We start from the raw sequence: 25,992 nt of genomic DNA, 5'->3' as shown, positions 1-25,992 counted from the left end.
AGGGGGTCCTTGAGATCAGCGGCTGAAGCCGGCGGTGAGGCCGCTGAGGAGCTGGCGGCGGCCGATGGCGTAGAGGATGACGATGGGCAGGGTGGTGAGGACGACCGAGGCGAGTACCGCCGGAACGTTCACGGAGTACTGGCCCTGGAAGGTCCACAGGGCGAGGGGGAGGGTTCGCTTCTCCGGGCTCTGGGTCAGGATCAGTGGGAGCAGGAAGCCGTTCCAGACCCCGAGGCCGTTGTAGATGCTGACCGTCACGAGCGCCGGCCGGGTCAGCGGCAGCGCGAGACCGCGCAGCATGCCCCACTCGGTGGCGCCGTCGACGCGCATGGACTCGAACAGCTCCTTGGGCACGTCCCGGATGAAGTTGGTCAGCACCAGCACCGACAACGGGATGGAGAACGCGATCGACGGCAGGATGATCGCCAGCAGGCTGTCGTACAGGTGCATCTTGATGATCAGCAGGTAGACCGGGATGATCGTCGCCTGCAGCGGGATCGCCAGGCCCATCAGGAACAGCCCGTTCACCCCGGCCAGGAAACGGCCGCCGGCGCCGCGGACGATCGCGTACGCCGCCATGAACGAGATCGCGACCGCCGGCAGGATGGTGCCGGCCGTGACGATCACACTGTTCAGGAAGTACCGCGGGAAGTCGGACTCGATCACCAGCTTGTAGTTGTCGAAGGTCGGTTCGGCCGGCAGCGCGAACGGGTTCTGGGTGAAGAAACCGGCCTGGTTCTTGAAGCTGGTGATGACGATCCAGTACAGCGGGATCAGCACGATCACCAGCCACAGCCAGCCCGCCGTACCGCCGAGCCAGTTCCGTCGGATCAACCGCATCTCACGCACCTTCCTGCTGGCTGGCCGTCGTGCTGCCGCCGAGCCGGCGCAGCAGCAGAGCGAGCGCCAGACCGATCAGGACCAGCAGTACGGCGATCACGCTGGCCGGGCCCATCAGGTTGGCCTGGAAGCCCCGTTTGTACATGTCCAGCGCGAGCACCCGGGTCGCGTCGCCGGGTCCGCCCGCGGTGAGCACGAAGATCAGGTCGAAGAAGGTCAGCGAGCCGACCACCATCAGCGTGGACGAGGTGATGATCGTGTACTTCAGCTGCGGGACGGTGATGCTGAAGAACTGCCGGACCCGGCCGGCGCCGTCGATCGCGGCGGCCTCGTACATCGTGTGCGGGATCTGCCGGGCCCCGCCCTGGTAGATCAGCGAGTGGAACGGGATGAACTGCCAGGAGACGACGAAGATCACCACGCCGAGCGCGAGGTTGCCCTTGCCGAGCCAGTCCTGGGCCAGGAAGTCGAGGTGCAGACCGGCGCCGAGCCCGAAGTTCGGGTCGAGCAGCGCCTTGTAGGTGATGGCGATCGCGGCCGAGCTGAGCAGCAGCGGGACGAAGTACAGGACGGCGAGCAGGGCCCGGTAGCGCTGCCGGCCGGCCAGGAAGACGCCGAGCAGCAGGCTGAGTGGCGTCTGCACCGCCCAGGACAGGATCATGATCTCGAACGTCACGAACAGCGAGTGCGGCAGCGCGGGATCGCTGAGCACCGAGCGCCAGTTGCTGAACCCCGCGGTGTGAATGGCGCCGAGGCCGTCCCACTGGGTGAAGCTGAGCAGCAACACTCCGGCCAACGGGACGACCCCGAACAGCACGAAGATCGCGAGGGCGGGCAACGCCATCCACGCGACCGAGCCGCTCCGCCCGGCGCGCGAGGTCGTCCGCCCGGCAACCTTTACGGCGGACGGAGCGGCAGCCGTCACTTGCCGATCACCTTGTTCATGTTGTCGGCGAACTGCTGCGGGGAGATCGACAGCTGGAACAGCTTGGCGATGTTGTCGAGCAACGCCTCGGCCGCGGCCGGGCTGAGCGCCTGGTCCCAGGACTGGACGAAGGTCTTCGCGTTCGACGAGGTCTCGTAGACGAACTTGAGCCACTCGGCGTCGTTCTTGTCGGTCACCGAGCCGAGCTTGTCCTTGGCGCTCTTCACCACCGGGATGTTGCCGGACTTCACCCAGGCCTCGACCGACGCGTCGTCCAGGGTCGAGGTGGACAGGAACTTCTTCGCCACGTCCTTGTCGGCCTGGCTCGCCTTCGACGAGATCGACAGGTACTGGCCCGGGTTGCCGACCGTGGTGGTCGGGTCGCCCTTGCCGCCGTCCACCGGCGGGAAGTTCATGTAGCCGAGGTGGCCGTCGGTGACGAACTTGCCACCGTCGGCCTTCATGCCGCCGTAGGTCCAGGCGCCGTGCACCATCATCGCGGCCTTGCCGGTGTAGAGCAGCGCCTGGTCGGCGTTCGAGTCGGCGGTGATCGAGGAGAAGCCCTTGATGAAGCCGTTCGCCTTGATCAGCTTCTGCATCTCCTCCAGCGCCTTCAGCGCGGACGGGTCCGACCAGCTGTTCGGCTTGCCGTCGAAGATGTTCTGGAAGACCTCGCTGCCGCCGATCCGGTCGAACAGGAACTCCAGCCACATCATGTTGGTCCAGCGCGACTGGCCGCCGAGCGAGAACGGCGCGATGCCCTTGTCGTTGAACTTGGGCACCAGGTCGAGGATGTCGCCCCACGACTTCGGCGGCTCGGCGCCGGCCTTCTCGAACGCGGTCTTGTTGTAGAACAGCACGATCGGGGTGGTGGTCTCGACCGGCATCGCGTAGATCTTGCCGTTCACGGTGGCCGCGCCGAACGCGGACGGGAAGATCGAGTTCTTCAGCTCGGCGTTCTCACCGAACCAGCCGGTCAGGTCCTCGACCTGACCCGCGTCGACGTAACTCTTCAGGCCGCCACCGCCCCAGCCCCAGATCAGCGTCGGGCCCTGGCCGGCCCCGATCGCGGTCTTGATCTTCTGCTTGAACGCGTCGTTCTGGAACTCCGTCGTCTTCAGTTTGCTGTCGGGGTTGGCGTCGTTGAACCGTTTGACCTGCCCCTCACGGATGCTCTGCTGCGGCTGGCCGGTGAGGAACCAGTACGACGCGCCGGTGCCCGCCGCCGCGCCGTTGCTGGAGGTGCCGGAACTCTTCGGGCCGGAGGTGCCACAGGCAGCGAGCCCGGCCGCGATGGCGGCGCTGCCGGCAGAAATGCGAAGGAAGTTGCGCCGAGAAGTCGTCATGTTTCGTAACGTAGATTTCGGGTGTGTTGCTGTCAAGGTCTTGAACCAGACGCATAACTAGGAGAAATTGACCTCTATGGATCACGGGGCGGTATCGAAACATTTCGAAACTTCGGCGATTGATCGATCAAATTCACAGGAGGCTTTCGTGAGCTGGCGGAACCCGGCGCTGCCGGCCGAGAAGCGGGCCGAGCTGCTCCTGCAGGCGATGACGCCGGCCGAGAAGGTCGCCCAGCTCGGCAGCCGGTGGGTCGGCAACGACATGGCCGAGACCGAGCCCCCGGTCGAGGAACAGCTCAACGTCGCGCCGATGCAGGACGTCTTCAGCGCGGGCGGATCGGTCTCGCTGGAAGAGGCGAGCGAGCACGGGCTCGGCCATCTCACCCGGGTCTGGGGCAGTGTTCCGCTGTCGGTGCCGGAGGGTGTGGCCGAGGTGATCCGCCAGCACCGGGTCGTGCTCGACGGTTCGCGGCTCGGCGTACCGGCGCTGGTCCATGAGGAGTGCCTGACCGGGTTCACGGCGTACGGCGCGACCGTCTACCCGACGGCGCTCGCCTGGGGTGCGACCTTCGATCCCGCGCTGATCGAGCGGATGGCGGCGGCGATCGGGCGGGACATGGCGGCTGTCGGTGTGCACCAAGGACTGTCGCCCGTGCTCGACGTCGTCCGCGACTATCGTTGGGGCCGGGTGGAGGAGACGCTGGGCGAAGACCCTTACCTGGTAGGGATGCTGGGGTCGGCGTACGTGCGCGGGCTGCAGAGTGCCGGTGTGATCGCGACGCTCAAACACTTCGCGGGCTACTCCGCGTCGCGGGCCGGCCGCAACCATGGCCCGGTGTCGATCGGGCGGCGCGAACTGCTCGACGTCATCCTGCCGACCTTCGAAATGGCGATCGCCACCGCCGGCGCCGGTTCGGTGATGAGCTCGTACTCCGACCTGGACGGCTTGCCGGCCGGCGTGGATCCGTGGCTGTTCACCCAACTGCTGCGCGACGAGTGGGGCTTCGCCGGCACGGTGGTCTCCGACTACTGGGCCGTGCCGTTCCTGGCCACCATGCATCACGTCGCCGCCACGGCTGACGACGCGGGTGCCCTGGCGCTTGCCGCCGGCACCGATGTCGAGTTGCCCGACACGATCGGGTATGGCGCAGGCTTGCTCGAGCGACTCAAGTGGGGTCTGCTGTCGGAAGACCTGATCGACCGCGCGGCCCGCAGAGTCCTTCTGCAGAAGGTGCAACTGGGTCTGCTCGACCCCGACTGGACTCCTGAAGGCTCGGTGAAAGAGGTCGACCTCGACTCCGCCGAGAACCAGGCGCTGGCGCTCGAGGTGGCGGAACGCTCCGTCGTCCTCCTGGACGCCGGTACTGCGCTGCCGCTGGATCGCCTTGCCCCACAACGGATCGCGGTGGTCGGACCGTGTGCCGGTGACCCGAAGACCTTCATGGGCTGCTATGCCTTCCCGAACCACGTCCTCCCGCGCTACCCCGATCGCGGGCTCGGCATCTCGGTGCCGACCCTGTTCGATGCCTTGGGCAATGAGCTGGACGGCGTCGAACTGGCTTACGCACAAGGCTGTTCGGTCGTCGGTGACGACCGATCGGGGATTGCTGCCGCAGTCGAGGCTGCCCGGGATGCTGATCTCGCGATCGTCTGCGTGGGCGACTTGTCCGGCCTCTTCGGCCACGGTTCCTCCGGCGAGGGGTGCGATGCGGAAGACCTGCACCTGCCCGGCGTACAGGATGAGTTGGTCGCTGCCTTGCTCGACACCGGTACGCCGGTTGTCGTGGTGGTCGTGTCCGGTCGGCCCTACGCGTTGGGGGAGATCGCCGGGCGGGCCGCAGGTTTGGTGCAGGCCTTCTTTCCTGGGCAGGCGGGTGGACTCGCGATCGCCGGAGTTCTCAGTGGACGAGTCGTTCCCGGTGGCAAGTTGCCGGTGCAGATTCCGCGCCACGTCGGTGGGCAACCGGGGACCTACCTGCAGCCGGCGCTCGGCAGTGCGGAGAGTGCGGGCATCAGTGGGTTGGAGACGGTGCCGCTGTACCCCTTCGGGTTCGGTGCGTCGTACACGTCCTTCGAGGTCGGTGACCTGCAGCTCAGTGCTGAGGAGATCAGCACCGATGGCGAGTTCACCGCGACCGTGCTGGTCCGGAACACCGGCTCGCGGCGCGGTGACGAGGTTGTCCAGTTGTACCTGCACGATCTGGTGGCGCAGGTTGCGCGGCCGCTCAAGCTGCTGACCGGGTTCGCCCGGGTGTCGCTGGAGCCGGGCGAGGCGGCCGAGGTCGCCTTCCGGGTGCACGCCGACCGGACCGCTTACAGTGGGCCTGACCTGCGCCGCATCGTCGAGGCAGGCGACCTCGAGGTGCTGGTGGGGACGTCGTCGACGGACCTGCCGTGCCGCGCGATCGTGCGGGTCACCGGTGCCACTCGCGTGGTGGGACACGATCGTACGATGGTGACCCCCGTCGAGATCCGGATGGTTGGAGGAGCAGGGTGAGGAGGTGCCGCGGTTGAGCGGACGTGTCACGTTGGCCACCGTCGCCGCCACTGCCGGAGTGTCGGTCGCCACTGTTTCCAAGGTGCTGAACGGGCGCAGCGACGTGTCCGAGTCGACGCGTGCCCGGGTGCAGGAGATCCTGCGCGCGCACGAGTACGTCGGACGCCGGCCCGAACAGGTCGAGCGGATCACGGTCGAGCTGTTCTACCAGGGTTTCCTCAACACCTACTCGGTGGAGGTGATTCAGGGCGTGGTCGAGGCCGGCCAGGCAGCCGGGGTCGACGTCGTCGTCGGATCGCATCCGCCGGCGTCCCGGAGTACCGGCCGGGCGGTGCCGTGGATCCGCCAGTTGATCTCGAACGGGCGGCGCGCGGCGATCGGCATCACCTGCGAACTGAGTGCGGCCGATCTCGCGGCGCTGTCCAGGGCGAGGCTGCCGCTGGTCGTCGTCGACCCGGTCAGCATCGCGCAGCCGGACGTGACGAGTGTGGGGTCGACGAACTTCGCGGGCGGAATGGCTGCCACGCAGCATCTGCTGTCACTGGGCCATCGACGGATCGCGTACTGCGGTGGTCCGCCGAGCTCAGGGTGCAACCAGGCCCGGATGAACGGGTTCCGCGGTGCGATGGAGGCTGCCGGAGCGCCGGTGCCGAAGGAGTACGTCTGGCTGCGCGAGTTCCTGTACGAGGACGGTCTGGCTGGTGGTGAGGCGTTGCTCGACCTGCCCGAGCCGCCGACGGCGATCTTCGCCGGAAGCGATGAGACCGCGCTCGGGGTGATGGAGGCTGCTCGCGCCCGGGGTCTTCGCGTTCCTGAAGATCTCAGCGTCATCGGCTTCGACGACACCCAGGTCGCCCGGCTCGCCTCGCCTCAGCTCACCACGGTTCGCCAACCCCTGCGGGAGATGGGCGCCGTGGCACTGCGGACCGCGCTGCAGTTGGCTGCCGGTGAGAAGGTCGACTCCCATCACGTCGAGCTGGCAACACGCTTGATCGTTCGCGACTCCACGGCTGAGTTGGCTCGCGTACCGGTCAGCTGACGCTGCCGGTCAGCTGACCTTGCGGCGGGTGGCGCCGGGGCCGGGGCGGAAGGCGACCTCTCGCGGGGTCGGGACGTGCCCGGCGTCGCACTGAAGGGTGACGGTGACCTTCCCGCCGCAGCCGCGGTGCTCCGGGCTCAGTGGCGGACCGCTGTCCAGCGGGAGGTACTGGTCGCCCCAGTGGACCAGGGCGACCATGACCGGATACAGGTCGAGGCCGGCCTGGGTGAGGCGGTACTCGTAGCGCTCGCGCTGGCCGGGGATCCGGTACGCCTCGCGGCGCAGCAGGCCGCGGTCGATCAGCGCGGTCAGGCGGTCGGTCAGCACCTGGCGGGGGATGTTCGCCCGGGCGCGGATGTCCTCGAACCGGCGGACACCGACGAATACCTCGCGCAGGACGTGGAAGGTCCACTTCTCACCGAGGATCTCCATCGTGCGGGAGATCGTGCAGTTCTCGGTCGACCAGTTCATGGCCTCCGGCATCGTCTGCTGACTCATACTTCGAGGATAAGTCTGCTTGACAGACTCAGCCAAGTCGCGCGACCCTGAATCCGTGAATCAGACTCAGGTGGTCGAGCCGCCCGGTGCGGCCAGGGGTGGGAGTCAGTTGTCGGTCCGGCGGGCCGAGGATGCCGACGTGCAGGCGCTGGCGGACATGCTGATCGGGATGCCGGACTTCAGCCTGTACATGCGTTTCCAGGGAGCCGTCGGGCGGCCGCCACAGCCGGAGTTGGTGCGGCGGATGGTGTGCCCGGAGGGCGCCGCCTGGGTTGCCGAACGCGACCGCGAAGTGGTCGGCCACGTGATGTGGGCCTGGGTGAAGGGCGCGACCGTGCCGACCGCCGAACTGGCCGTGATCGTCGCCGAGGCGGAGCAGCGGCGCGGGCTCGGCGTACGGATGGTCGTCGAGGCCGCTCGGCACGCGCTGGATGCCGGGGCTGCTCAGCTCCTCGTCCTGGTCAGTGCGATGAACGACCGGGTGCTGCGCATGGTCCGCACCCACTGGCCCACCGCCACCGCGGAACGCGACGGCGCGCTGATCAACTTCACCCTGCGGGCCGCCGACTTCGGGTAGCTCCGGCTACTGCTTCACGGCGGTGGGGAGCTTGCGGGTGTCGATCAGTTGCTGGGCGACGTCGCGCAGTTTGGTGTTGCTGTCCTGCGAGTAGCGGCGCAGTACGTCGAACGCGCGGTCGCCGTCCAGGTCGAAGCGCTCCATCAGGATCCCCATCGCCTGGCCGACCAGCTTGCGGGCGTCCACCGCCTGCGCCAGCGACTCCTCGCTGCGGGCGTTGGCGACCGCGATCGAGGCGTGCCGGGCCAGGATGTGCCCGACGGCGAGGTCGTCGGCGTCGAAGCCCTCCGGTTGCTCGCTGAAGAAGCTGAGCACCCCCACCGGGTGGTCGGTCGGCATCAGCGGTAGGTGGAGAACGCTGCAGACCCCGATCGAGGCGGCCAGCGCCTGCCAGTCGGCCGGCCACTGGTCGTCGTGGGCGATGTCGGTGACGAAGACCGGCTGGTGGCTCTCCAGGGCGGTCATCAGCGGGCCCTGCCCGGCGTCGAGTTGCAGTTGGTAGAGCTCGGTGACCACCGGCGCAGTCGCCGCCGCGATCACCGGTTTGCGACCACGCTCGATCAGCACCAGACCGGCGTACCGGCAGGACAGTGCTTGTAGGGCGAACTGCACCACGGTTTCCACGGTTTCGCCGACGCCCTCGGAGTCGTGCAACTCCACGGCCAGTCGCGCGAACGTCTCAGCAGTCGGGTGCTGCTGAGTTGTCATCGACCCTCCTCCTCCGCGGAGTGCGCTACCGGCCGGCGGGTGCCGGTCCGGCGCTGGATGGCCTGCCGTACAGCGCCCGCCTGCTCGCCCAGGTCGGAGATCAGCCGGGCGAGTCGCGGGTGGTCCTTGCTCAGTCCTTCGCCGGCCCGGGTCAGCGGGTCGAGCAAAGCGGTGGTGTCGTTCTCGCCCAGGGCACTGTGGATCCGCTCCACGCTGGCCGAGGTCTCGTCGTCGAGATTGTCGAGCGCGGCGACCTGTCCGGCCAGCGCCCGCAGGTTCGCGGCGTTGTCCCGGGCCCAGTCGGCCAGCGCGCGCTCACTCGCGCGTTCGTCGCGGGTGGCCTGGATCCGCTGCTCCCCGGTCATCCCGGGGTCGTCCTCGTTGGGCTTGAGCCGCAGGTAGCGGCGTTCCGCGGCCTGACGGCTGGCGACCCCGAGGGCGGGCGCGAGCTCCGCCCAGCTGGCACCCCGGTCCCGGGCCACCTGGATGAGGGTGGGCTCCCAGCCGGCCAGCTCGTCGCGAAGCTTGCGGAGCCGGACCAGCGCCTCGAGCACCTCGGCCTGCTCGGCCTCGGCGTCCAGGCGCCCCATCGTCGCCCGCACCGCGGCGAACGCGGTGGCGACGTCTTCGGTCTCAGGCATCAGCAGCTTCCGTCTCGGGTAACAACCAACCGCAGCTTCCTAGCATGTCAACGCATCGTTGACAAACTTATGCGTCATCGATGCGATGACATCAGGATGCGCCCGAGTCGGCGGTTGGTCAAGCGGCTACTGGTGAATGTGCTGCATCCAGTCCGCCGGTACTGCGCCCTCCGGGCCGGGCGCGGGCTGGCCGACCGGGTGGTTCACCGGCGGAGCCAGCTCCGGGCCGTCCACGATCTGCTCGGTGGTGTAGTCCCAGAACCAGTCCTCGCCGGGTTCGTACGACTGGATGATCGGGTGGTTCGTCTCCGCCGCATGCTTGCTGGCGTGCTGCTCCGGCGAGCTGTCGCAGCAGCCGATGTGTCCGCACTCGGCACAGCGGCGCAGGTGGAACCACCAGCCGCCATCGCCCGTGCACTCGACACACCCCGGTCCCGACGGTGGGACCTCAGGCCGGATTCCGGCGTCGTACGTCATCCCATCCACCCCTTCTGTAGGTCGCTCACAAACAGTAACTCCCGCCGTCCCGAACTTTTGTGCGAGCCGGTGTCGATCCTGCCCGGTGACGATCGACGCCTGGGTGTGGCGGCCGACCGGGCCGCCCGGGCGAGAGGTGAACACGATGTCGTTTCAGGCTTACCTGGACAAGATCGAGGAGAAGACCGGCCGGACCCCGCGGGAGCTGGTCGAGCTGGCCCGAGAGCGCGGGTTCGAAGGGCCGGCGACCAAGTCCGGCGCGGTCGTCGACTGGCTGAAGGAGGACTACGACCTGGGGCGCGGGCACGCGATGGCGCTGGTCCACGTGATCAAGAACGGCCCGAAGATCAGCACCAAGCACGTCGGCTCGACCGGCGTCCACCGCGACGCCAGTGACACCCTCTGGCTGGACGGCAAGGCCACCAACCCCGCCAACGGCTGAGCCGGGGTGGCGGCGGTACGGTACGTCGGTGGATCAGGACGCGCGGGAGAGGCTCTCTCCCCGGGACAAGTGGATCACCATCTTCGGGCGTAAACCGGTGCTCGAGGCGCTGAACGACCGCGCCCTGTCGGTGGCGAAGGTGGTGGTCGCCGACAACGCCGGCGGCGGTTCGCTGGACGAGATCCTCAAGGCCGCGGCCCGGACCGGTACGCCGGTGGAGCGGGCCACGGCGTCGCGGGTGAAGTGGCTGGCCGGCAACGGCAAGCACGACCAGGGCGTGGTCGCCGACGTCGACGCGCCCCGGATGACACCGCTGGCCGACTTCGTCCGGACCCGCGGCAAGCGGCCGACCAACGTATTCCTGCTCGACGGCGTCACCAATCCCGGCAACGTGGGGATGATCCTGCGGACCGCGACCGGCGCCGGCATCGACGGGGTGATCCTGCCCAGAGCCGGTACGCCGCACGTCGGCCCGCTCGTCATCAAGGCGTCCGCAGGCGTCGCTTTCCAGGCCCCGATCGTGAACGTCGCCACCGCGAAGGCGGCCGTCAACCTGTTGCGCGAGGCGGGTTACCGCATCTACGGCCTGTCGGCGCGCTCGCGGCAGTCCCTCTTCAAGGCCGAACTCGCGCCCCGCTCGGTCTTCGTCCTCGGCGGTGAGACCAACGGCATCACCGTCCAAACCGACGAAGACCTCCAAATCCCCCTCCACGCGGGCGTCGAGTCCCTCAACGTCGCAGTAGCCGCCGCCGTCGTCGCCTTCGAAGTCACCAACCGCGACTGACCGCCGGGTCAACGCCCGGCCGCGATGGCTCGCGCAGCCTCGGCAACCTCCGCCAGCCGATGAGCCCGCGCCGACTCCGCAGGAGTAAACGGCTCACCCGGCCGGGTGAACACATAGAGACCACTCCACGGCGACGGGATCTTGAGCATTGCGGGACCTTCGTACTTCTTCGGATCCGTGACCAGCTGGGCACCAAGCAACTCAGCCACCGCATGCGGTAGCTCTGCCGGATCGGCAACCACCCGGGCCGACAGACTCAACGCCGTCGTCTGCCCGTCGACGAGCGCGAGCTTCGTGGTCGGCCAGACGCGAACTTCGCGTCCGCCGGCCGCCGTGACGATCTCCGTCAGCTCCTCCGGCCCGACCGAGTCCGGTGTCGAGACGACCAGTTCGTCCCGTACGCCGCCGTACACCGGATGGACGTGCAGCCCGAGAATGTTGGCGTCCAGGTCGGCCAGGGCGTGCGTGAGCTGCTCCAGCTCGCCGGCTCGGTCGGCGAGGGTGACTCTGATCCGCCACAGGGAAGGGGCCTGTCGCAGTTCGGCGTGCGTGTGCGAACGGAGCCGGTGGCCGGGGGCGTGCAGCCAAGTGCGCAGGAGACGCATCGTCGACGGTTCGATCACCCAGATCGCCAGGGCGGTGGTGGTGATGGCGAGCAGGGTCACCGCGAGCAGGTACGGCGGGTGGACGGCCACGATGAGCGCGTGCAGGGCCAGTTCGAGCGGGAAGATCGCCGCGAGCTTGGCCAGCGTCAGGCGGAGGCGTGCTGGATGAGGCATCCGGCCGCACACGTCGCACGCAGTACCGGCGCTCACTCTGGTCCGAAGCTGCTCCACGCAGCCCACTCTCGCTTCCCCGTCCGCACCCCGCGTTGCCGCGTCGTTGCCGGCTCGTAAAACCCGCGGAGGGCGTGAGTTGGGGGATTGGGGGTTGCGGGAGGGCCAGGGCTGGGTTTACGGTCCCGGTTAACGTTTAAGTGATCGTTAGTGAGTGGTTTCTGCAATCAGAGATCACAAACGGTCAGGCCGAGCAGAGGTGAGGGCAGCATGGAGAGCAGGTTCGGGCGGCGGAGGTTCTTGGAGCTGGGTGGCGCCGCGCTGGGTGCGGCGGTGCTCGGCCCGACGTTGGCGGGGTGTGGCGACGGCGGCTCGACCGGCGGCGGAGCGAAGGCTTCCGGCGACGTGAAGCTGCCGACGTACAAGCCGTTCGACGCGCTCCGGCCGGAGTTGCCGGGGGCCGAGTCCGGGCTCGAGCCGGGCTTCCTGCGGTTCCCGGAGAACGCGATCGCCAGCGTGCAGGCGCCACCGCTGAAGAGCTCGGTGACCGCGCTGACCGAGACCTTCGCGACGCCGCCGCCCCCGATGGGCAGCAACCCGATGTGGCAGGCGCTCAACCAGGCGCTCGGCGGCGAGCTCAAGCTGACCATCGGCACCGACCCCGGCTACCCGGAGAAGTTCGCCACCTTGCTGGCCGGCGACTCGCTGCCGGACCTGATGTGGCTGCCGCCGAACCAGGGCATCCCGAACGTCGGCCCGATGCTCGAGGCCAAGTTCCAGGACCTGACCCCCTACCTGTCCGGCGACGCCGTGCTGGAGTACCCGAATCTCGCCGCGCTCAAGCCGGCCTCCTGGCGGACCGCGGTGGTGAACGGCAAGATCTGGGGCGCGCCGATCCCGTCCACCCCGTTCGGCCAGGTGATGATGGGCAACCCGCGGACCTGGGCCAAGGTCGGCGGCCTGCAGTGCAAGACCGCCGACGAGTTCTTCGCCAAGTGCAAGGAGCTCACCCGCGGCACGAACTACGCGCTCGAACCGGCCATCATCAACATGCTGCACATGTTCGGCGAGTGGTTCGGCGCCCCGAACGGCTGGCGGGTCAACCAGGACCGCTCGCTGACCCACCTCTACGAGACGGACAACTACAAGGCCGCGGTCGAGTACGCCGCGAAGCTGTGGGCGGCCAAGGTCTTCTACCCCGACCTCAACCTCGCCGACGCGACGCCGAAGACCGTCAACGGCCAGATCGCGGCCCAGGTCGTGGTCGGTCCGCGGGCGACCGCCGACTTCCGGGCCGCCGACCCGACCCTGTTCGTCGACACGTTGATCCCGTTCGGCCATGACGGCAAGGCCAAGCCGGTCTACGACATGGGCTACGGAACGGTCGGCTTCACCCCGTTCAAGAAGACCGACGAAGGCCGGATCCGCGAACTGCTTGCCTTGATCAACTACCTCTCGGCGCCCTTCGGCACCAAGGAGTACCTGCAGAAGAACTTCGGTACGGCCGGCCAGCAGTACACCCTCGACGCGCAGAAGAACCCGGTGCTCACCGCGGCCGGCAACCAGCAGGCGCCCGGCCTGGTCAGCGCGCTGACCATCATGACGTCACCGGAGAGCGTGATCTTCAACCCGGCGTTCCCCGAGGACACCAAGAAGATCCACGCCACCGAGCAGAAGCTGCTCGAGTTCGCGATGCGCAACCCGACGGCCGGGACCTACTCCGACACCAGCAGCAAGGTCGGCCCGAAGCTGACCGAGGCGTTCCGCGACACCATCGTGGACATCGTCACCGGCCGGCAGAAGATCGGCGCGTACGACGAGGCGCTCAAGCGCTGGAAGAGCGGCGGCGGCGACAAGATGCGTGGTGAGTTCGAAGCCGTCCTGCCCGCCGGCGTACCGGTGACACAGTCTTGAGTCGGCGCAAACAGCCGGAGCTACCGTTCGGCGTCCGGTTGCGGCGGGACTGGCAGATGCTGGTGCTGATGGTGCCGGGTGTGTTGTTCCTGCTCGTCTTCTTCTACTTGCCGGTGCTGGGCAACGTGGTCGCGTTCCAGGACTTCCAGCCGTACCTCGGCATCATGCACAGCGAGTGGAACGGCATCCAGAACTTCGTCAACCTGTACGCGAATCCGGACTTCTGGGACGCGTTGCGCAACACGTTGATCCTGGCCGGGGTACAACTGGTGCTGTTCTTCCCGGTGCCGCTGGGGATGGCGCTGATCGTGGATTCCCTGGTCAGCAACAAGATTCGGCGGGCGTTCCAGACCATCGCGTACCTGCCGCACTTCCTGTCCTGGGTGCTGGTCATCACGCTGTTCCAGCAATCGCTCGGTGGTGCCGGGTTCGTCAACAACCTGCTCCGGCAGGCCGGGTTCGACCCGATCCCGTTCATGACGAACCCGGACACCTTCCCGCTGCTCGTCGTCGCGCAGCTGATCTGGAAGGACGCGGGCTGGGCGATGATCATCTTCCTGGCCGCGCTGTCGGCGGTCGACGTCTCCTTGTACGAGGCTGCCGCCGCGGACGGCGCGGGTCGCTGGCGACGGCTCTGGCACATCACCTTGCCGTCGATGCGCACCGTCATCGTGCTGCTGCTGATCCTGCGGATCGGCGACATCCTCAGCGTCGGGTTCGAGCAGTTCATCCTGCAACGCGACTCGGTCGGGCCGGGCGCGGCCGAAGTACTGGACACCTTCACGTACTACGCCGGCGTGGTCGGTGGTGACTGGAGCAGCGGGGCCGCGGCCGGGCTGGCCAAGGGTGTGCTCGGCGCACTGCTGTTGTGGGGTGCGAACGCACTCGCGCATCGGCTCGGCGAACCGGGGATCTTCCAGAAAAGAGGAGAGTCGTGAGGCCGATCTGGAAGGAGCGGCCGGCACCGGCGTACCAGACGGTCAAGGCGCTGGTGCTCGGTGGGTTCGCGGTGGCGATCATCATCCCGATCATGGTGGTGATCTCGACCTCGCTGGCCAGCGACCAGGACATCATCGAGGCCGGTGGCTATGTGTTGTGGCCCTCGCACCCGACGCTGAAGGCGTACGACACGTTGTTCAGCGGCGGGTTGATGGCGCGGGCGATCGGGGTCAGCGTCTTCGTCACCGTGATCGGTACGGCGATCGCTTTGTTCACCACGATCGCGCTGGCCTACGCGACCTCCCGCCCGGTGCTGTTCGGCCGGCCGGTGCTGCTGATGGTGCTGTTCACGCTGTTGTTCGCGCCGGGCATCATCCCGATGTTCCTGATCGTCAAGCAGCTCGGGCTGATCGACAGCCTGTGGTCGCTGATCCTCCCGGGAGCGCTGGGCGCGTTCAACTTCGTGGTGATGCGGACGTTCTTCATGAACGTGCCTGCCGAGATCCTGGAGAGCGCCCGGATCGACGGCGCCAGTGACTTCACCATTCTGCGCCGGATCGTGATGCCGTTGTCGAAGGCGGTGATCGCGGTGGTCGGGCTGTTCTACGCGGTCGGCTTCTGGAACGCGTTCTTCAACGCGTTGCTCTACCTCAACGACACCTCGAAGTGGCCGGTCCAGGTGATCCTGCGGACGTACGTGCTGCAGGGCAAGTCGCTGTCGGCCGACCAGCTCGGGGTGACGCCGTTGCCGCAGCCGCAGTCGTTGCAGATGGCGGTCGTGGTGGTGGCGCTGGTACCGATCGCGATGGTCTACCCGTTCCTGCAACGGCACTTCAACAAGGGCGTCATCACCGGCGCGGTCAAGGGCTGAGAGAATCGGTCTCATGGCCACGGGGATGACCGACAAACCAACGCTGCGCACTGTCGCCGCCGCGGCGGGAGTCTCGATCGCCACGGTGTCCTACGTGCTGTCCGGGCATCCGCGCAGCCAGACGATCTCGGACTCCACCGCGGACCGGGTCCGGGAGACCGCGGCGCGGCTCGGGTACCGGCGCAACGACGCGGCTCGCGCGATCCGCACGGGCAAGTCCGACCTGGTGCTGTTGTCGCTGAGCGTGCTGGCCGATCCATGGGCGCAGGCGGTGGCCGCCGATGTCAGCGCGGCCGTGCAACCGCTCGGCAAGACCGCGCTGATCGTGGCCGACGGCGACTGGCGGACCGTGCTCGCGAACCGGACGCCGGACGTGATCTTCATCGATCACGTCCGCGACGACCCGGCTCTGGTTGCCGATCTCGAGGCGTTCGCGGCTCAGGGCGTGCAAATGGTTGTCTTCAGCGAGGTGCTGGAACCGCGTGGTTTCGACGTCATCCGGTCGGGCGCCGAGCCGCGTTGCCATCTGGCGGTGGAGCATCTGCTGGAGCGGCACACCCGGATCGGCGCGCTCACCTCGAAACTGACCGGCTCGCCACGGTTCGACGCTTATCTGCGCACGATGGACACGGCCGGCGTACCGGTGCTTGATGAGCTGGTGGCTACTTATGAGCCGCATCCCGAAGGGGCCTACCGGGCAGCGATGTCGGTGCTCAACCGGCCGGACCGGCCCACGGCGCTTTACTGTACGACGGACTTCGCCGCGATCGCCGCGATCCGGGCCGCCCACCGGTTGCGTCTCGACGTACCGGGGGATCTGGCCGTGGTCGGGGTCGGCAACACGCCGGAGGGCGAGCACCTCGATCCGGCGCTGTCGACGGTCGGGCCGGTCGGGTTCAACCGCGCGCTGTGCCGGATCATCGTGGAACGCCTCACCGACCGCGAAGGGGCGGACGGCAAGGTCTTCGACTTCCCGTGGCAGTTGATCGTGCGCGAGTCGTCCTCCGGTTAGAAGAGACGGGCCGGGGCGGCTTCTTCGAGGTCGAGCAGGAACTGCTTGCGCTGGAGGCCACCGGCGTACCCGGTGAGCTTGCCGTTCTTCCCGACCACGCGGTGGCACGGGACGATGATGGAGAGCGGGTTGCTGCCGACCGCCTTGCCGACCAGCTGAGCGAGTTGCTTGTCGCCGAGCCGCTCCGCGAGTTCGCCGTACGTCGTGGTCTCGCCGCGGGGGATCTCGTCGAGCAAGGCCCACACCTTCTGCTGGAACGCGTCGCCGCCACGCAGCTCGACGGGGAGGTCGAAGGTGTCGCGCTCGCCGGCGAAGTACTGGTCCAACTGGCGGGCGGCCTCGGTCAGGAGCGGGTCGTACGTCGTGGGCTCGCCGAGTGTGGCTGGGGTGGGCTTCACCCAGTGGTGTGGGAAGTAGACGCCGATCAGTACGTTGCCTGAGGCAACGAGGGTGAGGTCGCCGAGTCGGGTGCTGACGACCGCGTGCCGGTTGTGCATTTCTCCTCCAGTCGGGTCCTGTACTGGTAGAACGCTCGGCGTGGCCGTTGTGTGAGGATGGCGGGATGTTGTTGCCGGGGAGTGGTTGGGAGCCGGTCAGCGGCGGGGAATCCGCGACCGAGGTGTTCCGCCGAGATGCTGTTTATGCGAAGTGTTGCGGGCCTGGTGGTGTGGGTGAGTTGCAGTCTGAGCGCGATCGGGTCGAGTGGCTTGCCGGTACTGCGATGCCCGGCGCCTCGGTGCTCGATTGGCTTGAGAGTGACGAGGGCGCTGCGCTGCTGACTTCCGCCGTACCGGGGGTCGCGGCGAGTGAACTGCCGTGGTCGGAGAAGTTGGTGTCCAGCTTGGCGACGGCTCTGCGGTTGTTGCACGAACTGCCGGTGGAGAGTTGCCCGTTCGAGCGGCCGCTGGCTGAGGTGGTGGCGCAGGCGGAGGACGTCGTACGGCGGGGTGCGGTGAACCCCGACTTCCTCACCGACGAGTGGCGACGGGTCGAGCCTTCGGACCTGTTGGCCCGCTTGCACGCCGAACTCCCGGAGGTCGCCGCAAAGGCAGACCTCGTCGTCTGCCACGGCGACTCCTGCCTACCAAACTTCCTGTTCGACCCGAACACCCTCGAGTGCACCGGAGCAATCGACGTCGGCCGCCTCGGCATCGCCGACCGCCACACCGACCTGGCCCTGGTCAGAGCACAACTGGCCGACGAGTGGTCGGCCGACGCCAACAGTTTCTTCGCTGCCTACGGCCTGCCCCCGGACCCCCACCGCCTGAACTTCTACCACCTACTCGACCCCCTCACCTGGGGCTGAGCCCACCCTCCGCCGGGAACCAGGCCACTTGCGGCGGCCTGTGAAACGCCTCCAGGGCCGTATTCGTTGTGCGGCTACCTTGAACTTGTGGACAGCGAGGTGCGGGTCGAGATCGTCGGGTTCGTGGTTTCTCCGGTGCATGCCTACGAGGGGCGGCCGGAGGACGGGGCCCGGGTGGATCCCTTGGTGGCCGGTCCGCGGGAGATCGAGGTTCGGGCCGGGCTGGGGATCGTGGGGGATCGGTACTTCGGGCGGTCGGCGCATCGGAAGGCTGCGGTGACGGTTTTTGATGCTGGGGCGCTGGATGAGTTGGCGGTGGGGTTGGGGCTGGGCGAGGTGCCCGATCCGGTGTTGACCAGGCGGAACATCATCATCCGGGGGTATCCGATCGACCAACTGGCGGTGCGGCGTACGGGGTCGGGTGAGCGGGTGCCGGGGCGGAGCTTTGCGCTGGACAGTGGGGCGGGGGCGGTTCGGTTTCAGGCGCATCGGCCGGCTAATCCGTGTGCGTGGATGGACGTCGTACTGGCTCCTGGAGCGTTCAAGAGTCTGCGCGGGCGTGGCGGGGTCCGGTGTGAGCCGTTGGACTCCGGGATCTTGCGCGTGGGGCCTGCCACCCTGACAGTCGGGTGATACCGGCTTTCTGCTGGTTTTCGGTGGTGGGGGTTACGGTCCGATGATGGTGGGGCGGTGGGTGGTCGCGGTGGTGATGGCGGCCGCTCTCGTGGGCTGCACCGACACGGCGCCATCCGGTACTCCGCAGCCGACTGTTGAGCAGTCCGGCCCGGAGAGCACTCCGCCGACTCCGACTCCGACGCTCGCCAAGCCGACGCCGTCGCGGTCGCCCTCGCGGGCACCCTCGCTCTCGCCCGCACCCTCGCTCTCGCCTTCGCCGACGCTTTCGCCGACCGGGTCTAAGCCGACTGGTGGCCGGCCGTCGGCGACGGGCGTGACGACGCTCGCCATTCCTGCGATCGGCGTCCGCGCGCTCCGCGTCGTCGCCTACACCGGTACCGCGGACGACAAGGCCGGCACGGTGATCCAGGATCGCGGGGTGTTCGCGTCGCCGCGTGGGCCGGCGGGTGGGGTCGGCCCGGGAGAGATCGGCAACTTCATCGTCACCGGGCACCGAACCACGCACGGCCGGCCGCTCGGGCGGTTACCGGAACTGGAGAACGGCGCCCACGTTTTCGTCACGTCCAACGGGACCGTCTACGACTACGTGGTGAACCGGACGATGACGATCTCGTTCCGCAAGCCGACCGAGAAGGCCCAACAGAACGCCGCCGTACCAGGCCGCCCGGGCGTCCGGCCAACCCAGCCGATGCTCACCCTCTCCACCTGCGCCACCCCAGAAGACCACGCCGCCGGCAACTACTGGAAAGACGCCCTCAACAACCCAGAACACCGAATCAACAAAATCGCCACCCTGGTCAGCACCCGCCCGGCCACGTGATCAGCTGCGGCCGAATTTCCACCACTTGGGTTTGTTGGCTTTGAGTTCGTCTGGGGTTAGGGGCGGGGGGACTGGGGGGCGGGACTCCTCGGTGAGGAAGTTGCCGGATTCGGTGTCGTACGGGGTGACGCCGAGTTTGCTGCTGATCTGCATCACCAGCGGGATCGAGCGGGGCCCGTCGATGTAGAACGTGATGTCGCGGACCTCGACGCCCTTGCCGATCGACATCTCGATGTCGTAGTCGGCGTTCTTCAGGTGCAGCCAGGACCGCTTGCTCGCATCCACGTCGGGCGCGAGCTCGCGCACCTGGTCGACCACCGCTTCCGCAGTACCGAGTGAGGGCGGTTGGTAGCCGTCCGGAATGTCCTCGAGGCGGCGTACGCCTCCTGGCCCTCGCATCGCGTAGATAGCCCAGCTCATACCGACAGCATTGCTCAGTGCTGGTGAAGCGCGTAACCCGGGTCCGCGGGCTCAGCCTGGTTTGCGGGCGGAGACGAGCGCGAATCCGAGGTACTCGCCCTGGTCGGCGCGGAGCATTTCCAGGCTGCCGTCGGGGGTGCCGGAGCGCTCGGAGGCGGCTTCGGCCCAGGCGAGCCAGTCGCTCCAGCCGGACTTCTGCATCCGGGCCGAGACGTCCTCGACCAGTTCGGTGATCTCCCACTGGAACCGCCACCACTCGGGGGTGTGCCAGGCGATCGCCTCCCAGCCGACCAGCTTCTTGATGTGCTCCGGGATATAGCCCAGGTCGCGGACCTCCCGGGTCATCGCGGGGGTGGCGACGCCGAGCCGGCCGCCGGGCTTGAGGAAGCCGGTGAGGTAGGCGAGGTAGTTGTCAGCCGTACCGAAGTACTCGTAGGCGTCGATGCAGACGATCACGTCAAAGAACTCGCGAGCGAAGGGCAGCGTGTGGGCTTCGGCCTTCAGTGCGGTGACGTCGACGCCCTGAGCCGCGAAGTTGGCGGCGGCGTCGGAGGGGTCGACCCACAGGTCGGCGGCCCAGACCTGGACGCCGTACTCCTTCGCCAGGAACACCGAGGTCGCGCCCTTGCCGGAGCCGAGGTCGAGCACCTTCAGACCGGGCTCAAGGTCGAGTTCGCCGGCCAGGTCCTCGAGCAGCCAGAGCGGATTGGGACCCATGTCGCAGTCGAGCAGCCAATCGGCGTCGTACTTCGAGGACAGCGGGTACTCGGCGCGCGTCAGGTCAACCATGGGGTCCAGCCAACCGCCCCAAACTTGGAGTCGCAACAGGTTTGGACGGGCTCGACAATTGTCGGTGGCGGCAGGCAGAGTGCGGTGGCATGAAGGTGAGGCCGATCGACGAGGACGGGTTGCGGCAGGTCGAGCAGTGGCTGGCGGCCGACCCGGACGGTGGCGCGAGCTTCGGCGGGTTCTATGGCCAGGCCGTGCAGCGCTGGACGCCGTTGCTCCAGGCACCGAGCCGGCACGGCTGGATCACCTTCGACGAGACCGGCCCGGTCGGCTTCATCGACCTGGAGATCCTCGACGACGAAGCCGAGATCATGTACTACGTCAGCCCCGGCCGTCGCGGCGAAGGTCTCGGCCGCCCGACCGTCGAGCACGTCGTCGAGCTGGCCAAGGACCTCGGCGCCCGGTTCATCCACGCAACGGTGGACCCCTCCAACCAAGCCGGCCTGGCCACCCTGCGGGCCGCCGCGTTCACCGACGAAGGCCCCGACGAGTTCGGCGAGATCGAGTTCACCCTCCAGGCCGATGCCTGACTACGTAGGCGTCCTCGCCTTCCGTGCGGACCAGCTCGCCTTGATCCGCGAACGCTATGAGCGCTGGGAAAACGACCACTGGACCCTCCCGAGCGGCGCCGTCGAGCTCGGTGAGTCACCCGCTGAAGCAGCCGTCCGCGAGCTGCGCGAGGAGACCGGTCTGATCACCGGAGTGGACCAACTCATCCTGGTCAGCGAGGTCCTGGTGGTCAGCCGGGACGACGCGGTGCGCAGTACGGCGTGGAACTACCGCGTCGATCTCCCGGACGGCGACTTCGCCATCGACGACCCCGACAACTCCGTCCAGGAAGCCCGCTGGTTCCCGCTCCCCGAGGCCATCCGCCTCCTCGGCGACCTTCCCTACCCACCCCTCAGCCACCCAGCCGTCGCCTACCTCCGGGGCACCCCACCTACCCACTGGACCTTCACCTTCGACCCCACCCTCGACTTCCTCAACCGCACCTACGAATCCACCACCTCACCGCTCTGACAGGTAGCCGAGAATCCTGCTGACGGAGGTCTCGGTTTTGCCGGTGGACGGTGCGCCGTTCAGGAAGATGATGCGGGTCATCGGGGCAGGGTAGGGGGTGGGGAAATGGGGTGTCCCGGGGTTTTTGGGTGGGGATCATGGGGGGATGGTTGAACTGGATCCGTTGATCAGGGCGTTTTATGCCGAGCGATACGTCGAGGACTCGCGGTTGGCGCGGTCCGGGCATGGGCAGCTGGAGTTCTTGCGGACGCAGGAGTTGGTACGCCGGTACCTTCCGTTGCCGGGGGCAAGTGTTTTGGATGTGGGTGGGGCGACCGGGGTGCATGCGCGGTGGCTGGCCGACGACGGGTATCGGGTGACGCTGGTTGATCCGGTTGAGGAGCATGTCGCCAAGGCGGCGGAGGTCGGGACGTTTGCGGCGGTGGTCGGGGATGCGCGCCAACTGACTCAAGACGACGACAGCGTTGACGTCACATTGATGCTGGGGCCGCTGTATCACTTGGTGGAAGCGGCCGATCGGGCGCAGGCGTTGCGTGAGGCTCGGCGGGTGACCAGGCCGGGTGGGTTGGTGGTTGCCGCGGGCATCAGTCGGTACGCCGGGCTGCTGGAGTACGGCACCAAGGGCATGCTGATCGACAAGCTGCAGATGTTTGCCGACGCGCTCGCGACCGGCCGGAACTACGACGAGCCGGACGGGTTCACCAACGCGTACTTCCATCACGCGGACGAGTTGCGGACGGAGTTCGAGCAGGCCGGGCTGGGCGCCGTCGAAGTACTGGGCGTCGAAGGCCCGGCCGCGGCGACGCTCGAGCACGCACCGGCTGACGACGTACCGCGACTACTTCCGTCAGCAATCGCGCTGGCCCGGCTGCTCGAAAACGATCCACGGCTGATGTCCGCGAGCTTCCACTTCCTTGCTTTCGGCCACGCCTGACCGAGTGGGCTAGGCGGAGCGGCCTTGGGGGCTGGCTGGGCCGGTGAGCTTTGTTGGGGTGATGCGGATGACGGTGCGTACGACGTCGGCGGGGAGGTCGAGGTATTCCTGGCCGGCGCCTTCCTCGTAGCGCTCGGCCAACTGGAAGGCGACCGCTCGTCCGGTGTCCTCGGTGACCACCGCGGTGCCGCGGATCTCGACGTACTGGTCCGGGTTGTCTTTCGAGATCACCAGCAGGCTGGCGCGCGGATCCCGGCGCAGGTTGACGTCCTTGCGCCGCCCGGCTTGTGTCGAGATGACGACGTCGTCGCCGTCCGTGCCGACCCAGACCACCGACGTCTGCGGGCTCCCGTCCGGGTTGATCGTCGCCAGGATCCCCGGATTCGCACCGTCGATGAGCTTCCGCGCAGCATCACCCAAGTTCATGCCACGGACCCTAGATCACCGACAGGCCAGGTCGCCTCCAGTGTTTCCACTCGCACAGAGAGTGAGGCCAGGTCGCGAAGCGATGTCAATAGCTGCAATCCGGTACTGCGATGGCGTCCGTACGTCGTAGCATCGGGCGGCGGTCGGGCTGGGGGTGGCTCCGATCGTCATTGACCTGATGGGTCCGGGGTCGTGCCCGGGACTGGGGAGAAGCGGGGATGCATGGCCGAGGAGTCGGGGCCCAGGCCCGGGCATTTCCTGCCGAAAGCCGACCAGCCGGACGAGTCGCCGAAAGCTGACCGGCCGGACGAGCCGCCGAAGGCTGACCGGCCGAACGAGTTGCCGAAGGACCGCCGGTCGAGCGAGTTGCCGAAGTACGGGCGGCCGGGCGTGCCGGGGTACGGGGCTCCGTCGGAGCCGCTGGCCGCGCCGACGCCGCGACTTGGCCGGGGTGCCGAGAAGGCGGACGGGCCGCCGTTGCTCTCCGGATCGCGCCTCGGGCCGCCGCCGCAGGGCGATCGCGCGGCCGCCGCGTTCAGGGCGCGGTACCAGCCGGAGCCGATCCCGTTCGAGCCGAAGCAGAAGTCCAAGGCGCTGATCGCCGGCCTCGTCGCGGGCGCGCTGGTCCTTGCCGGTGGTGCGGTCTTCGGCGCGACCAAGGTGCTCGCGTCGTACGACGACTTCGTCGCGAACCCACTCGGCACGCCGTCCGTCAAGCAACCCGGCACCCAGTCCGACCAGCAACCGTCCGACCAGCAACCGACCGCCGAGCCGACGCCCGATGTCGTCGTACTGCTGGAGAACAAGCTCTACTCGGCCGGTAAGCCGGCACCGGTCAGCTGCCGCGAACCCGCCTTCCGGCCGACCTCCAAGGGCAACGTCAAGGCGTACTACCAGGCGCTCCTGGTCTGCATGAACAAGTTCTGGGAGCCCGTCGTCCGCAAGAGCGGTCACGAGTTCCACCCGCCGAAGCTGATCATGTTCGACGAGAACCGGTCGCTGGCCCGGATCGACATGGCCGGAGCGCTCGGTTACGTCTACGGGGTCCACGTCCAGAACCTGACCGGCATCCTGGAGTCATCGACCCGCCGACAGGCAGAGGCCGCCACACCGGCCCTGAAGCTGGAGCAGACTCGGCGGTCGGCGTTGCAGGCGGCCTGTCTCTCGTCCGTGTTCCTGGGCGCCGAGCGGGCCACTTTCCCGGTCACCGGCGACCTGCTGACCTGGTGGAAGTGGCGGAGCAAACACGGCGGCGATGACAGCGACCCGCGCAAGGTAGGCGACCATGGGTCGGACAAAAGCGTCGAGCTGTGGATGAACAAGGGCTTCTCGGCCCCGGACCCTGGCTCCTGCAACACTTTCGTGGCAGCTGCGGCCAAGGTCAGCTGAGCACCGAGGACTTGGGGTAGACGGATGGCGGACGACGAGCGGGTGCCCACGCCAGGGCCCACGATCGGACACTTCTTGCCGGGTGGGGCGGGCGACCAGCCTGCCGTCCCGGTCGGCACACCCCGTACTGCGCTGACGCCGGCGGAGACCGTCAACCGTCGGCAGCTCGGCCTCGGCAAGGCCCGCCCGGTCGGGGCCGAGATCGACCCCAGCCTGAAGAAGGCCGCGGCCCTGCCATCCGACCCGGAGTACCGGGGGTTCGGTGCACCACCGGCGGCACCGCTGGCGGATGCACCGGTCACGCCGCTGCGGGGCGGCCGGCAGATCGGTGGGGCTCGCCCGGTCGGCTGGAACACCACGCCCACCAGGACCGGCCTGCCGCAGTTCGACAGCCAGCCGCCGGACCTGAAAGGTCCTCGGCGCTTCTCTCGTCCCATCGTGGGCTTGCTGTCGGCGCTGGCCCTCATCGTCGTGGCCGGAGGCGCCTACGCCGGCTACAAGGTGATCGACTCCTACGACAGAACAGTCGCGAACCCGCTCACCAGACCAATGGTCAGGGCGTCGGACAAGCCCGTCCCGGTCCCTCCGCCCCCGACTGTCACCAAGACGGTTCAGCCGGTGCCGGACGCGGTCCGGCTGCGCAAGAACGGGCTTTACGCGGTCGGCAAGCTGCCGAGCGTCAACTGTGCTCTCCCGAAGGTCAAGCCGGACAGCAAGACGAACGTGCTGCGTTTCTACCAAGCGGTGCTGCCCTGTCTGCACGAGACCTGGGAGCCGCTGGTCCTGAAGGCCGGCTACCCGTTCCGCCAGCCCAAGCTGGTCCTGGCCACGAAGGCAGGCGGGGGAGCGTGCAGTGGTAAGTCGACCGATTGGGTGGCGTACTACTGCGGTGCCGACGAAACCATGACCATGAAGTGGGAGCAGGCAGTCAAGTACTACAAGGAGGATCCGGTGACCGCCGTGAATCTCCTGACGACCATCTCGCACGAGTACAGCCACCACGTGCAGCTGCTGACCAACATCCTGATCTCCTCGGCCTCCCAGGAGGGCTGGGCGAAGACCAAGGCGGCGGAACTGGAGTGGTCCCGGCGGCTGGAGTTGCAGGCGGACTGCCTGGGTGCGGCCTTCCTCAGCGCGAACAAGAAGGCACTCGACCTTGAGGGCGAGCGGCTGAGGTTCTGGGTGTACGCCACCAAGAACGGTGGTGACGATCCGAAGAAGGATCGCGACCACGGCTCCCGCAAGAGCGCGGAGTACTGGGCGACCCGCGGCTTCGCGACCGCCGACCCGGCCTCCTGCAACACCTACACCGCGCCGGCGGCGAAGGTCAGTTGAGCGGGAGCTTGAATCCCTCGTGGGTGTTCTGGAAACCCAGGCGGAGGTAGAAGCGGTGCGCGTCGGTGCGGGCCTTGTCCGTGGTGAGTTGGACGAGAGCGCAGCCGCGAGCGCGGGCTTCTTCGATCGACCACTCCAGCAGCGTCGTACCGAGGCCGGTACCGCGGGCTGAGGCTGCCACCCGGACTGCCTCCACCAGGCCTCGGGTGGCGCCCTTGCGGGACAGGCCCGGGATGATCGTCAACTGGAGCGTGCCGACCAGCTCACCGTTGCGCTCGGCAACGACCAGGACCTGGTTCGGGTCGGCCGCGATGGCCTCGAAGGCGGCCCGGTACGGCGTCAGGTCGTCCGGGCTCTCCCGCCGGGCGGCGATCTCGTCGTCGGTCAGCATCGCGACGATGCCGGGAACGTCGGTGGCGGTGGCGGGGCGGATCACGACATCGGTCATACCTGACAGCATCTCAAGAGCCGCATGGCCCTTACCGGGCAGGGGTCTGGTGACAATAATTGCCTTATGCAATCACATTGCGTTAGAAAACGGCGTTTGCGGGCCGCCGGACCGGGCACGGGTGCTGGCAGACACCACTGCATCCGCCCGGAGCCGGAGTCGCGCGGGACGGGTGCGTGGCGG

Annotated in this window: 29 protein-coding genes and 1 pseudogene; 17 read left to right on the top strand and 13 right to left on the bottom strand. The window is 67.9% G+C overall.

What is annotated here, in order from left to right; translation table 11 throughout:
• Nucleotides 1-15 precede the first annotated feature (15 nt).
• From AB0F51_RS26695 to AB0F51_RS26685, 3 genes are read right to left on the bottom strand one after another with little or no spacing between them, the layout of a single operon-like run.
• The gene (locus AB0F51_RS26695; RefSeq protein WP_360284322.1) at nt 16-840 is read right to left on the bottom strand and encodes a carbohydrate ABC transporter permease; all 825 of its coding nucleotides are present in this window, start codon (nt 838-840) and stop codon (nt 16-18) included.
• Between the two features lies 1 nt (nt 841).
• Nucleotides 842-1,765 (bottom strand): sugar ABC transporter permease, encoded by a 924-nt coding sequence (locus tag AB0F51_RS26690; RefSeq protein WP_360284321.1) that lies wholly within the window; start codon nt 1,763-1,765, stop codon nt 842-844.
• Nucleotides 1,762-3,111 (bottom strand): extracellular solute-binding protein, encoded by a 1,350-nt coding sequence (locus AB0F51_RS26685; protein WP_360284320.1) that lies wholly within the window; start codon nt 3,109-3,111, stop codon nt 1,762-1,764. Before AB0F51_RS26685 ends, AB0F51_RS26690 begins: the two co-directional genes overlap by 4 nt.
• 148 nt (nt 3,112-3,259) lie before the next feature.
• Here AB0F51_RS26685 and AB0F51_RS26680 point away from each other — a divergent pair, with 148 nt between their 5' ends.
• Both AB0F51_RS26680 and AB0F51_RS26675 read left to right on the top strand, forming a co-directional pair.
• Complete coding sequence (locus AB0F51_RS26680; RefSeq protein WP_360284319.1) at nt 3,260-5,608, top strand: glycoside hydrolase family 3 N-terminal domain-containing protein; 2,349 nt, start codon at nt 3,260-3,262, stop codon at nt 5,606-5,608.
• 4 nt (nt 5,609-5,612) lie between these two features.
• A complete protein-coding gene (locus AB0F51_RS26675) occupies nt 5,613-6,647 on the top strand; it encodes a LacI family DNA-binding transcriptional regulator (RefSeq protein ID WP_360284318.1) in 1,035 nt (344 codons plus the stop codon).
• A gap of 9 nt (nt 6,648-6,656) precedes the next feature.
• Here the strand turns inward: AB0F51_RS26675 and AB0F51_RS26670 are convergent, their stop codons facing one another.
• Nucleotides 6,657-7,145: a helix-turn-helix domain-containing protein gene (locus AB0F51_RS26670; RefSeq protein ID WP_360284317.1), complete on the bottom strand. Its 489-nt coding sequence runs from the start codon at nt 7,143-7,145 to the stop codon at nt 6,657-6,659.
• A gap of 55 nt (nt 7,146-7,200) precedes the next feature.
• Between AB0F51_RS26670 and AB0F51_RS26665 the strand changes: the two genes are divergently transcribed.
• The gene (locus AB0F51_RS26665; RefSeq protein ID WP_360284316.1) at nt 7,201-7,722 is read left to right on the top strand and encodes a GNAT family N-acetyltransferase; all 522 of its coding nucleotides are present in this window, start codon (nt 7,201-7,203) and stop codon (nt 7,720-7,722) included.
• A gap of 6 nt (nt 7,723-7,728) precedes the next feature.
• On the opposite strand, the gene AB0F51_RS26660 is transcribed toward AB0F51_RS26665, so the two are convergent.
• The 3 genes from AB0F51_RS26660 to AB0F51_RS26650 all read right to left on the bottom strand — a co-directional run bounded on the left by AB0F51_RS26660 (nt 7,729) and on the right by AB0F51_RS26650 (nt 9,548).
• Complete coding sequence (locus AB0F51_RS26660; RefSeq protein WP_360284315.1) at nt 7,729-8,430, bottom strand: GAF and ANTAR domain-containing protein; 702 nt, start codon at nt 8,428-8,430, stop codon at nt 7,729-7,731.
• Nucleotides 8,427-9,071, bottom strand: coding sequence for a hypothetical protein (locus AB0F51_RS26655; protein ID WP_360284314.1), 645 nt, complete (start codon nt 9,069-9,071; stop codon nt 8,427-8,429). Before AB0F51_RS26655 ends, AB0F51_RS26660 begins: the two co-directional genes overlap by 4 nt.
• A gap of 126 nt (nt 9,072-9,197) precedes the next feature.
• Nucleotides 9,198-9,548 (bottom strand): UBP-type zinc finger domain-containing protein, encoded by a 351-nt coding sequence (locus tag AB0F51_RS26650; RefSeq protein ID WP_360284313.1) that lies wholly within the window; start codon nt 9,546-9,548, stop codon nt 9,198-9,200.
• 145 nt (nt 9,549-9,693) lie between these two features.
• On the opposite strand from AB0F51_RS26650, the gene AB0F51_RS26645 reads away from it, so the two are divergent.
• Entirely contained in the window at nt 9,694-9,990 is a 297-nt protein-coding gene (locus AB0F51_RS26645) for a DUF4287 domain-containing protein (RefSeq protein WP_360284312.1), read from the top strand.
• 28 nt (nt 9,991-10,018) lie between these two features.
• On the top strand, nt 10,019-10,774 hold the full coding sequence (locus tag AB0F51_RS26640) for an RNA methyltransferase (protein ID WP_360284311.1): 756 nt from the start codon (nt 10,019-10,021) through the stop codon (nt 10,772-10,774).
• Nucleotides 10,775-10,782: 8 nt separating this feature from the next.
• Here the strand turns inward: AB0F51_RS26640 and AB0F51_RS26635 are convergent, their stop codons facing one another.
• Entirely contained in the window at nt 10,783-11,610 is an 828-nt protein-coding gene (locus tag AB0F51_RS26635) for an amino acid-binding protein (protein WP_360284310.1), read from the bottom strand.
• 210 nt (nt 11,611-11,820) lie between these two features.
• On the opposite strand from AB0F51_RS26635, the gene AB0F51_RS26630 reads away from it, so the two are divergent.
• The 4 genes from AB0F51_RS26630 to AB0F51_RS26615 are packed head-to-tail and all read left to right on the top strand — an operon-like array spanning nt 11,821 to nt 16,286.
• Nucleotides 11,821-13,464 (top strand): sugar ABC transporter substrate-binding protein, encoded by a 1,644-nt coding sequence (locus tag AB0F51_RS26630; RefSeq protein ID WP_360284309.1) that lies wholly within the window; start codon nt 11,821-11,823, stop codon nt 13,462-13,464.
• Nucleotides 13,461-14,402, top strand: a complete 942-nt coding sequence (locus tag AB0F51_RS26625) for an ABC transporter permease subunit (RefSeq protein ID WP_360284308.1) — start codon at nt 13,461-13,463, stop codon at nt 14,400-14,402. Before AB0F51_RS26630 ends, AB0F51_RS26625 begins: the two co-directional genes overlap by 4 nt.
• Nucleotides 14,399-15,274, top strand: coding sequence for a carbohydrate ABC transporter permease (locus AB0F51_RS26620; RefSeq protein ID WP_360284307.1), 876 nt, complete (start codon nt 14,399-14,401; stop codon nt 15,272-15,274). Before AB0F51_RS26625 ends, AB0F51_RS26620 begins: the two co-directional genes overlap by 4 nt.
• Before the next feature lie 13 nt (nt 15,275-15,287).
• A complete protein-coding gene (locus AB0F51_RS26615) occupies nt 15,288-16,286 on the top strand; it encodes a LacI family DNA-binding transcriptional regulator (protein ID WP_360284306.1) in 999 nt (332 codons plus the stop codon).
• On the opposite strand, the gene AB0F51_RS26610 is transcribed toward AB0F51_RS26615, so the two are convergent.
• Nucleotides 16,283-16,783, bottom strand: coding sequence for a methylated-DNA--[protein]-cysteine S-methyltransferase (locus tag AB0F51_RS26610; protein ID WP_360284305.1), 501 nt, complete (start codon nt 16,781-16,783; stop codon nt 16,283-16,285). The genes AB0F51_RS26615 and AB0F51_RS26610 overlap by 4 nt on opposite strands.
• 65 nt (nt 16,784-16,848) lie before the next feature.
• Between AB0F51_RS26610 and AB0F51_RS26605 the strand changes: the two genes are divergently transcribed.
• From AB0F51_RS26605 to AB0F51_RS26595, 3 genes are all read left to right on the top strand, one after another.
• Nucleotides 16,849-17,592: an aminoglycoside 3'-phosphotransferase gene (locus AB0F51_RS26605; RefSeq protein WP_360284304.1), complete on the top strand. Its 744-nt coding sequence runs from the start codon at nt 16,849-16,851 to the stop codon at nt 17,590-17,592.
• A gap of 87 nt (nt 17,593-17,679) precedes the next feature.
• Nucleotides 17,680-18,225 carry a molybdenum cofactor biosysynthesis protein gene (locus AB0F51_RS26600; RefSeq protein WP_360284303.1) on the top strand — a complete coding sequence of 182 codons (546 nt, stop codon included), beginning with the start codon at nt 17,680-17,682 and terminating at the stop codon, nt 18,223-18,225.
• A gap of 43 nt (nt 18,226-18,268) precedes the next feature.
• Nucleotides 18,269-19,048 (top strand): class E sortase, encoded by a 780-nt coding sequence (locus AB0F51_RS26595; RefSeq protein ID WP_360284302.1) that lies wholly within the window; start codon nt 18,269-18,271, stop codon nt 19,046-19,048.
• On the opposite strand, the gene AB0F51_RS26590 is transcribed toward AB0F51_RS26595, so the two are convergent.
• Both AB0F51_RS26590 and AB0F51_RS26585 read right to left on the bottom strand, forming a co-directional pair.
• A complete protein-coding gene (locus tag AB0F51_RS26590; RefSeq protein WP_360284301.1) occupies nt 19,049-19,468 on the bottom strand; it encodes a hypothetical protein in 420 nt (139 codons plus the stop codon). It abuts the gene before it with no gap.
• Between the two features lie 51 nt (nt 19,469-19,519).
• Entirely contained in the window at nt 19,520-20,257 is a 738-nt protein-coding gene (locus AB0F51_RS26585; protein ID WP_360284300.1) for a methyltransferase domain-containing protein, read from the bottom strand.
• A gap of 89 nt (nt 20,258-20,346) precedes the next feature.
• Between AB0F51_RS26585 and AB0F51_RS26580 the strand changes: the two genes are divergently transcribed.
• The 3 genes and pseudogenes from AB0F51_RS26580 to AB0F51_RS26570 all read left to right on the top strand — a co-directional run bounded on the left by AB0F51_RS26580 (nt 20,347) and on the right by AB0F51_RS26570 (nt 22,211).
• A complete protein-coding gene (locus AB0F51_RS26580; protein ID WP_360284299.1) occupies nt 20,347-20,787 on the top strand; it encodes a GNAT family N-acetyltransferase in 441 nt (146 codons plus the stop codon).
• Nucleotides 20,780-21,112 (top strand): annotated as a pseudogene (locus AB0F51_RS26575) (NUDIX hydrolase); the annotation flags it as partial. The gene AB0F51_RS26580 and the pseudogene AB0F51_RS26575, both read left to right, overlap by 8 nt.
• A 310-nt stretch (nt 21,113-21,422) precedes the next feature.
• A complete protein-coding gene (locus tag AB0F51_RS26570) occupies nt 21,423-22,211 on the top strand; it encodes a class I SAM-dependent methyltransferase (RefSeq protein ID WP_360284298.1) in 789 nt (262 codons plus the stop codon).
• A 9-nt stretch (nt 22,212-22,220) separates the two neighbouring features.
• Here the strand turns inward: AB0F51_RS26570 and AB0F51_RS26565 are convergent, their stop codons facing one another.
• A complete protein-coding gene (locus AB0F51_RS26565) occupies nt 22,221-22,637 on the bottom strand; it encodes a PPOX class F420-dependent oxidoreductase (protein ID WP_360284297.1) in 417 nt (138 codons plus the stop codon).
• 222 nt (nt 22,638-22,859) lie between these two features.
• Here AB0F51_RS26565 and AB0F51_RS26560 point away from each other — a divergent pair, with 222 nt between their 5' ends.
• Both AB0F51_RS26560 and AB0F51_RS26555 read left to right on the top strand, forming a co-directional pair.
• On the top strand, nt 22,860-24,026 hold the full coding sequence (locus AB0F51_RS26560) for a neutral zinc metallopeptidase (protein ID WP_360284296.1): 1,167 nt from the start codon (nt 22,860-22,862) through the stop codon (nt 24,024-24,026).
• A 24-nt stretch (nt 24,027-24,050) separates the two neighbouring features.
• A complete protein-coding gene (locus tag AB0F51_RS26555; RefSeq protein ID WP_360284295.1) occupies nt 24,051-25,361 on the top strand; it encodes a neutral zinc metallopeptidase in 1,311 nt (436 codons plus the stop codon).
• Here the strand turns inward: AB0F51_RS26555 and AB0F51_RS26550 are convergent.
• The gene (locus tag AB0F51_RS26550) at nt 25,354-25,809 is read right to left on the bottom strand and encodes a GNAT family N-acetyltransferase (RefSeq protein ID WP_360284294.1); all 456 of its coding nucleotides are present in this window, start codon (nt 25,807-25,809) and stop codon (nt 25,354-25,356) included. The two genes, AB0F51_RS26555 and AB0F51_RS26550, sit on opposite strands and share 8 nt — an antisense overlap.
• Between the last annotated feature and the right edge of the window lie 183 nt (nt 25,810-25,992).

Origin of the sequence: Kribbella sp. NPDC023855 (genome assembly GCF_040639475.1) — a bacterium.
GTDB lineage: Bacteria > Actinomycetota > Actinomycetes > Propionibacteriales > Kribbellaceae > Kribbella.
The sequence above is the reverse complement of the archived record's forward strand: the minus strand, read 5'-3'. Positions and strand labels throughout refer to the sequence as shown.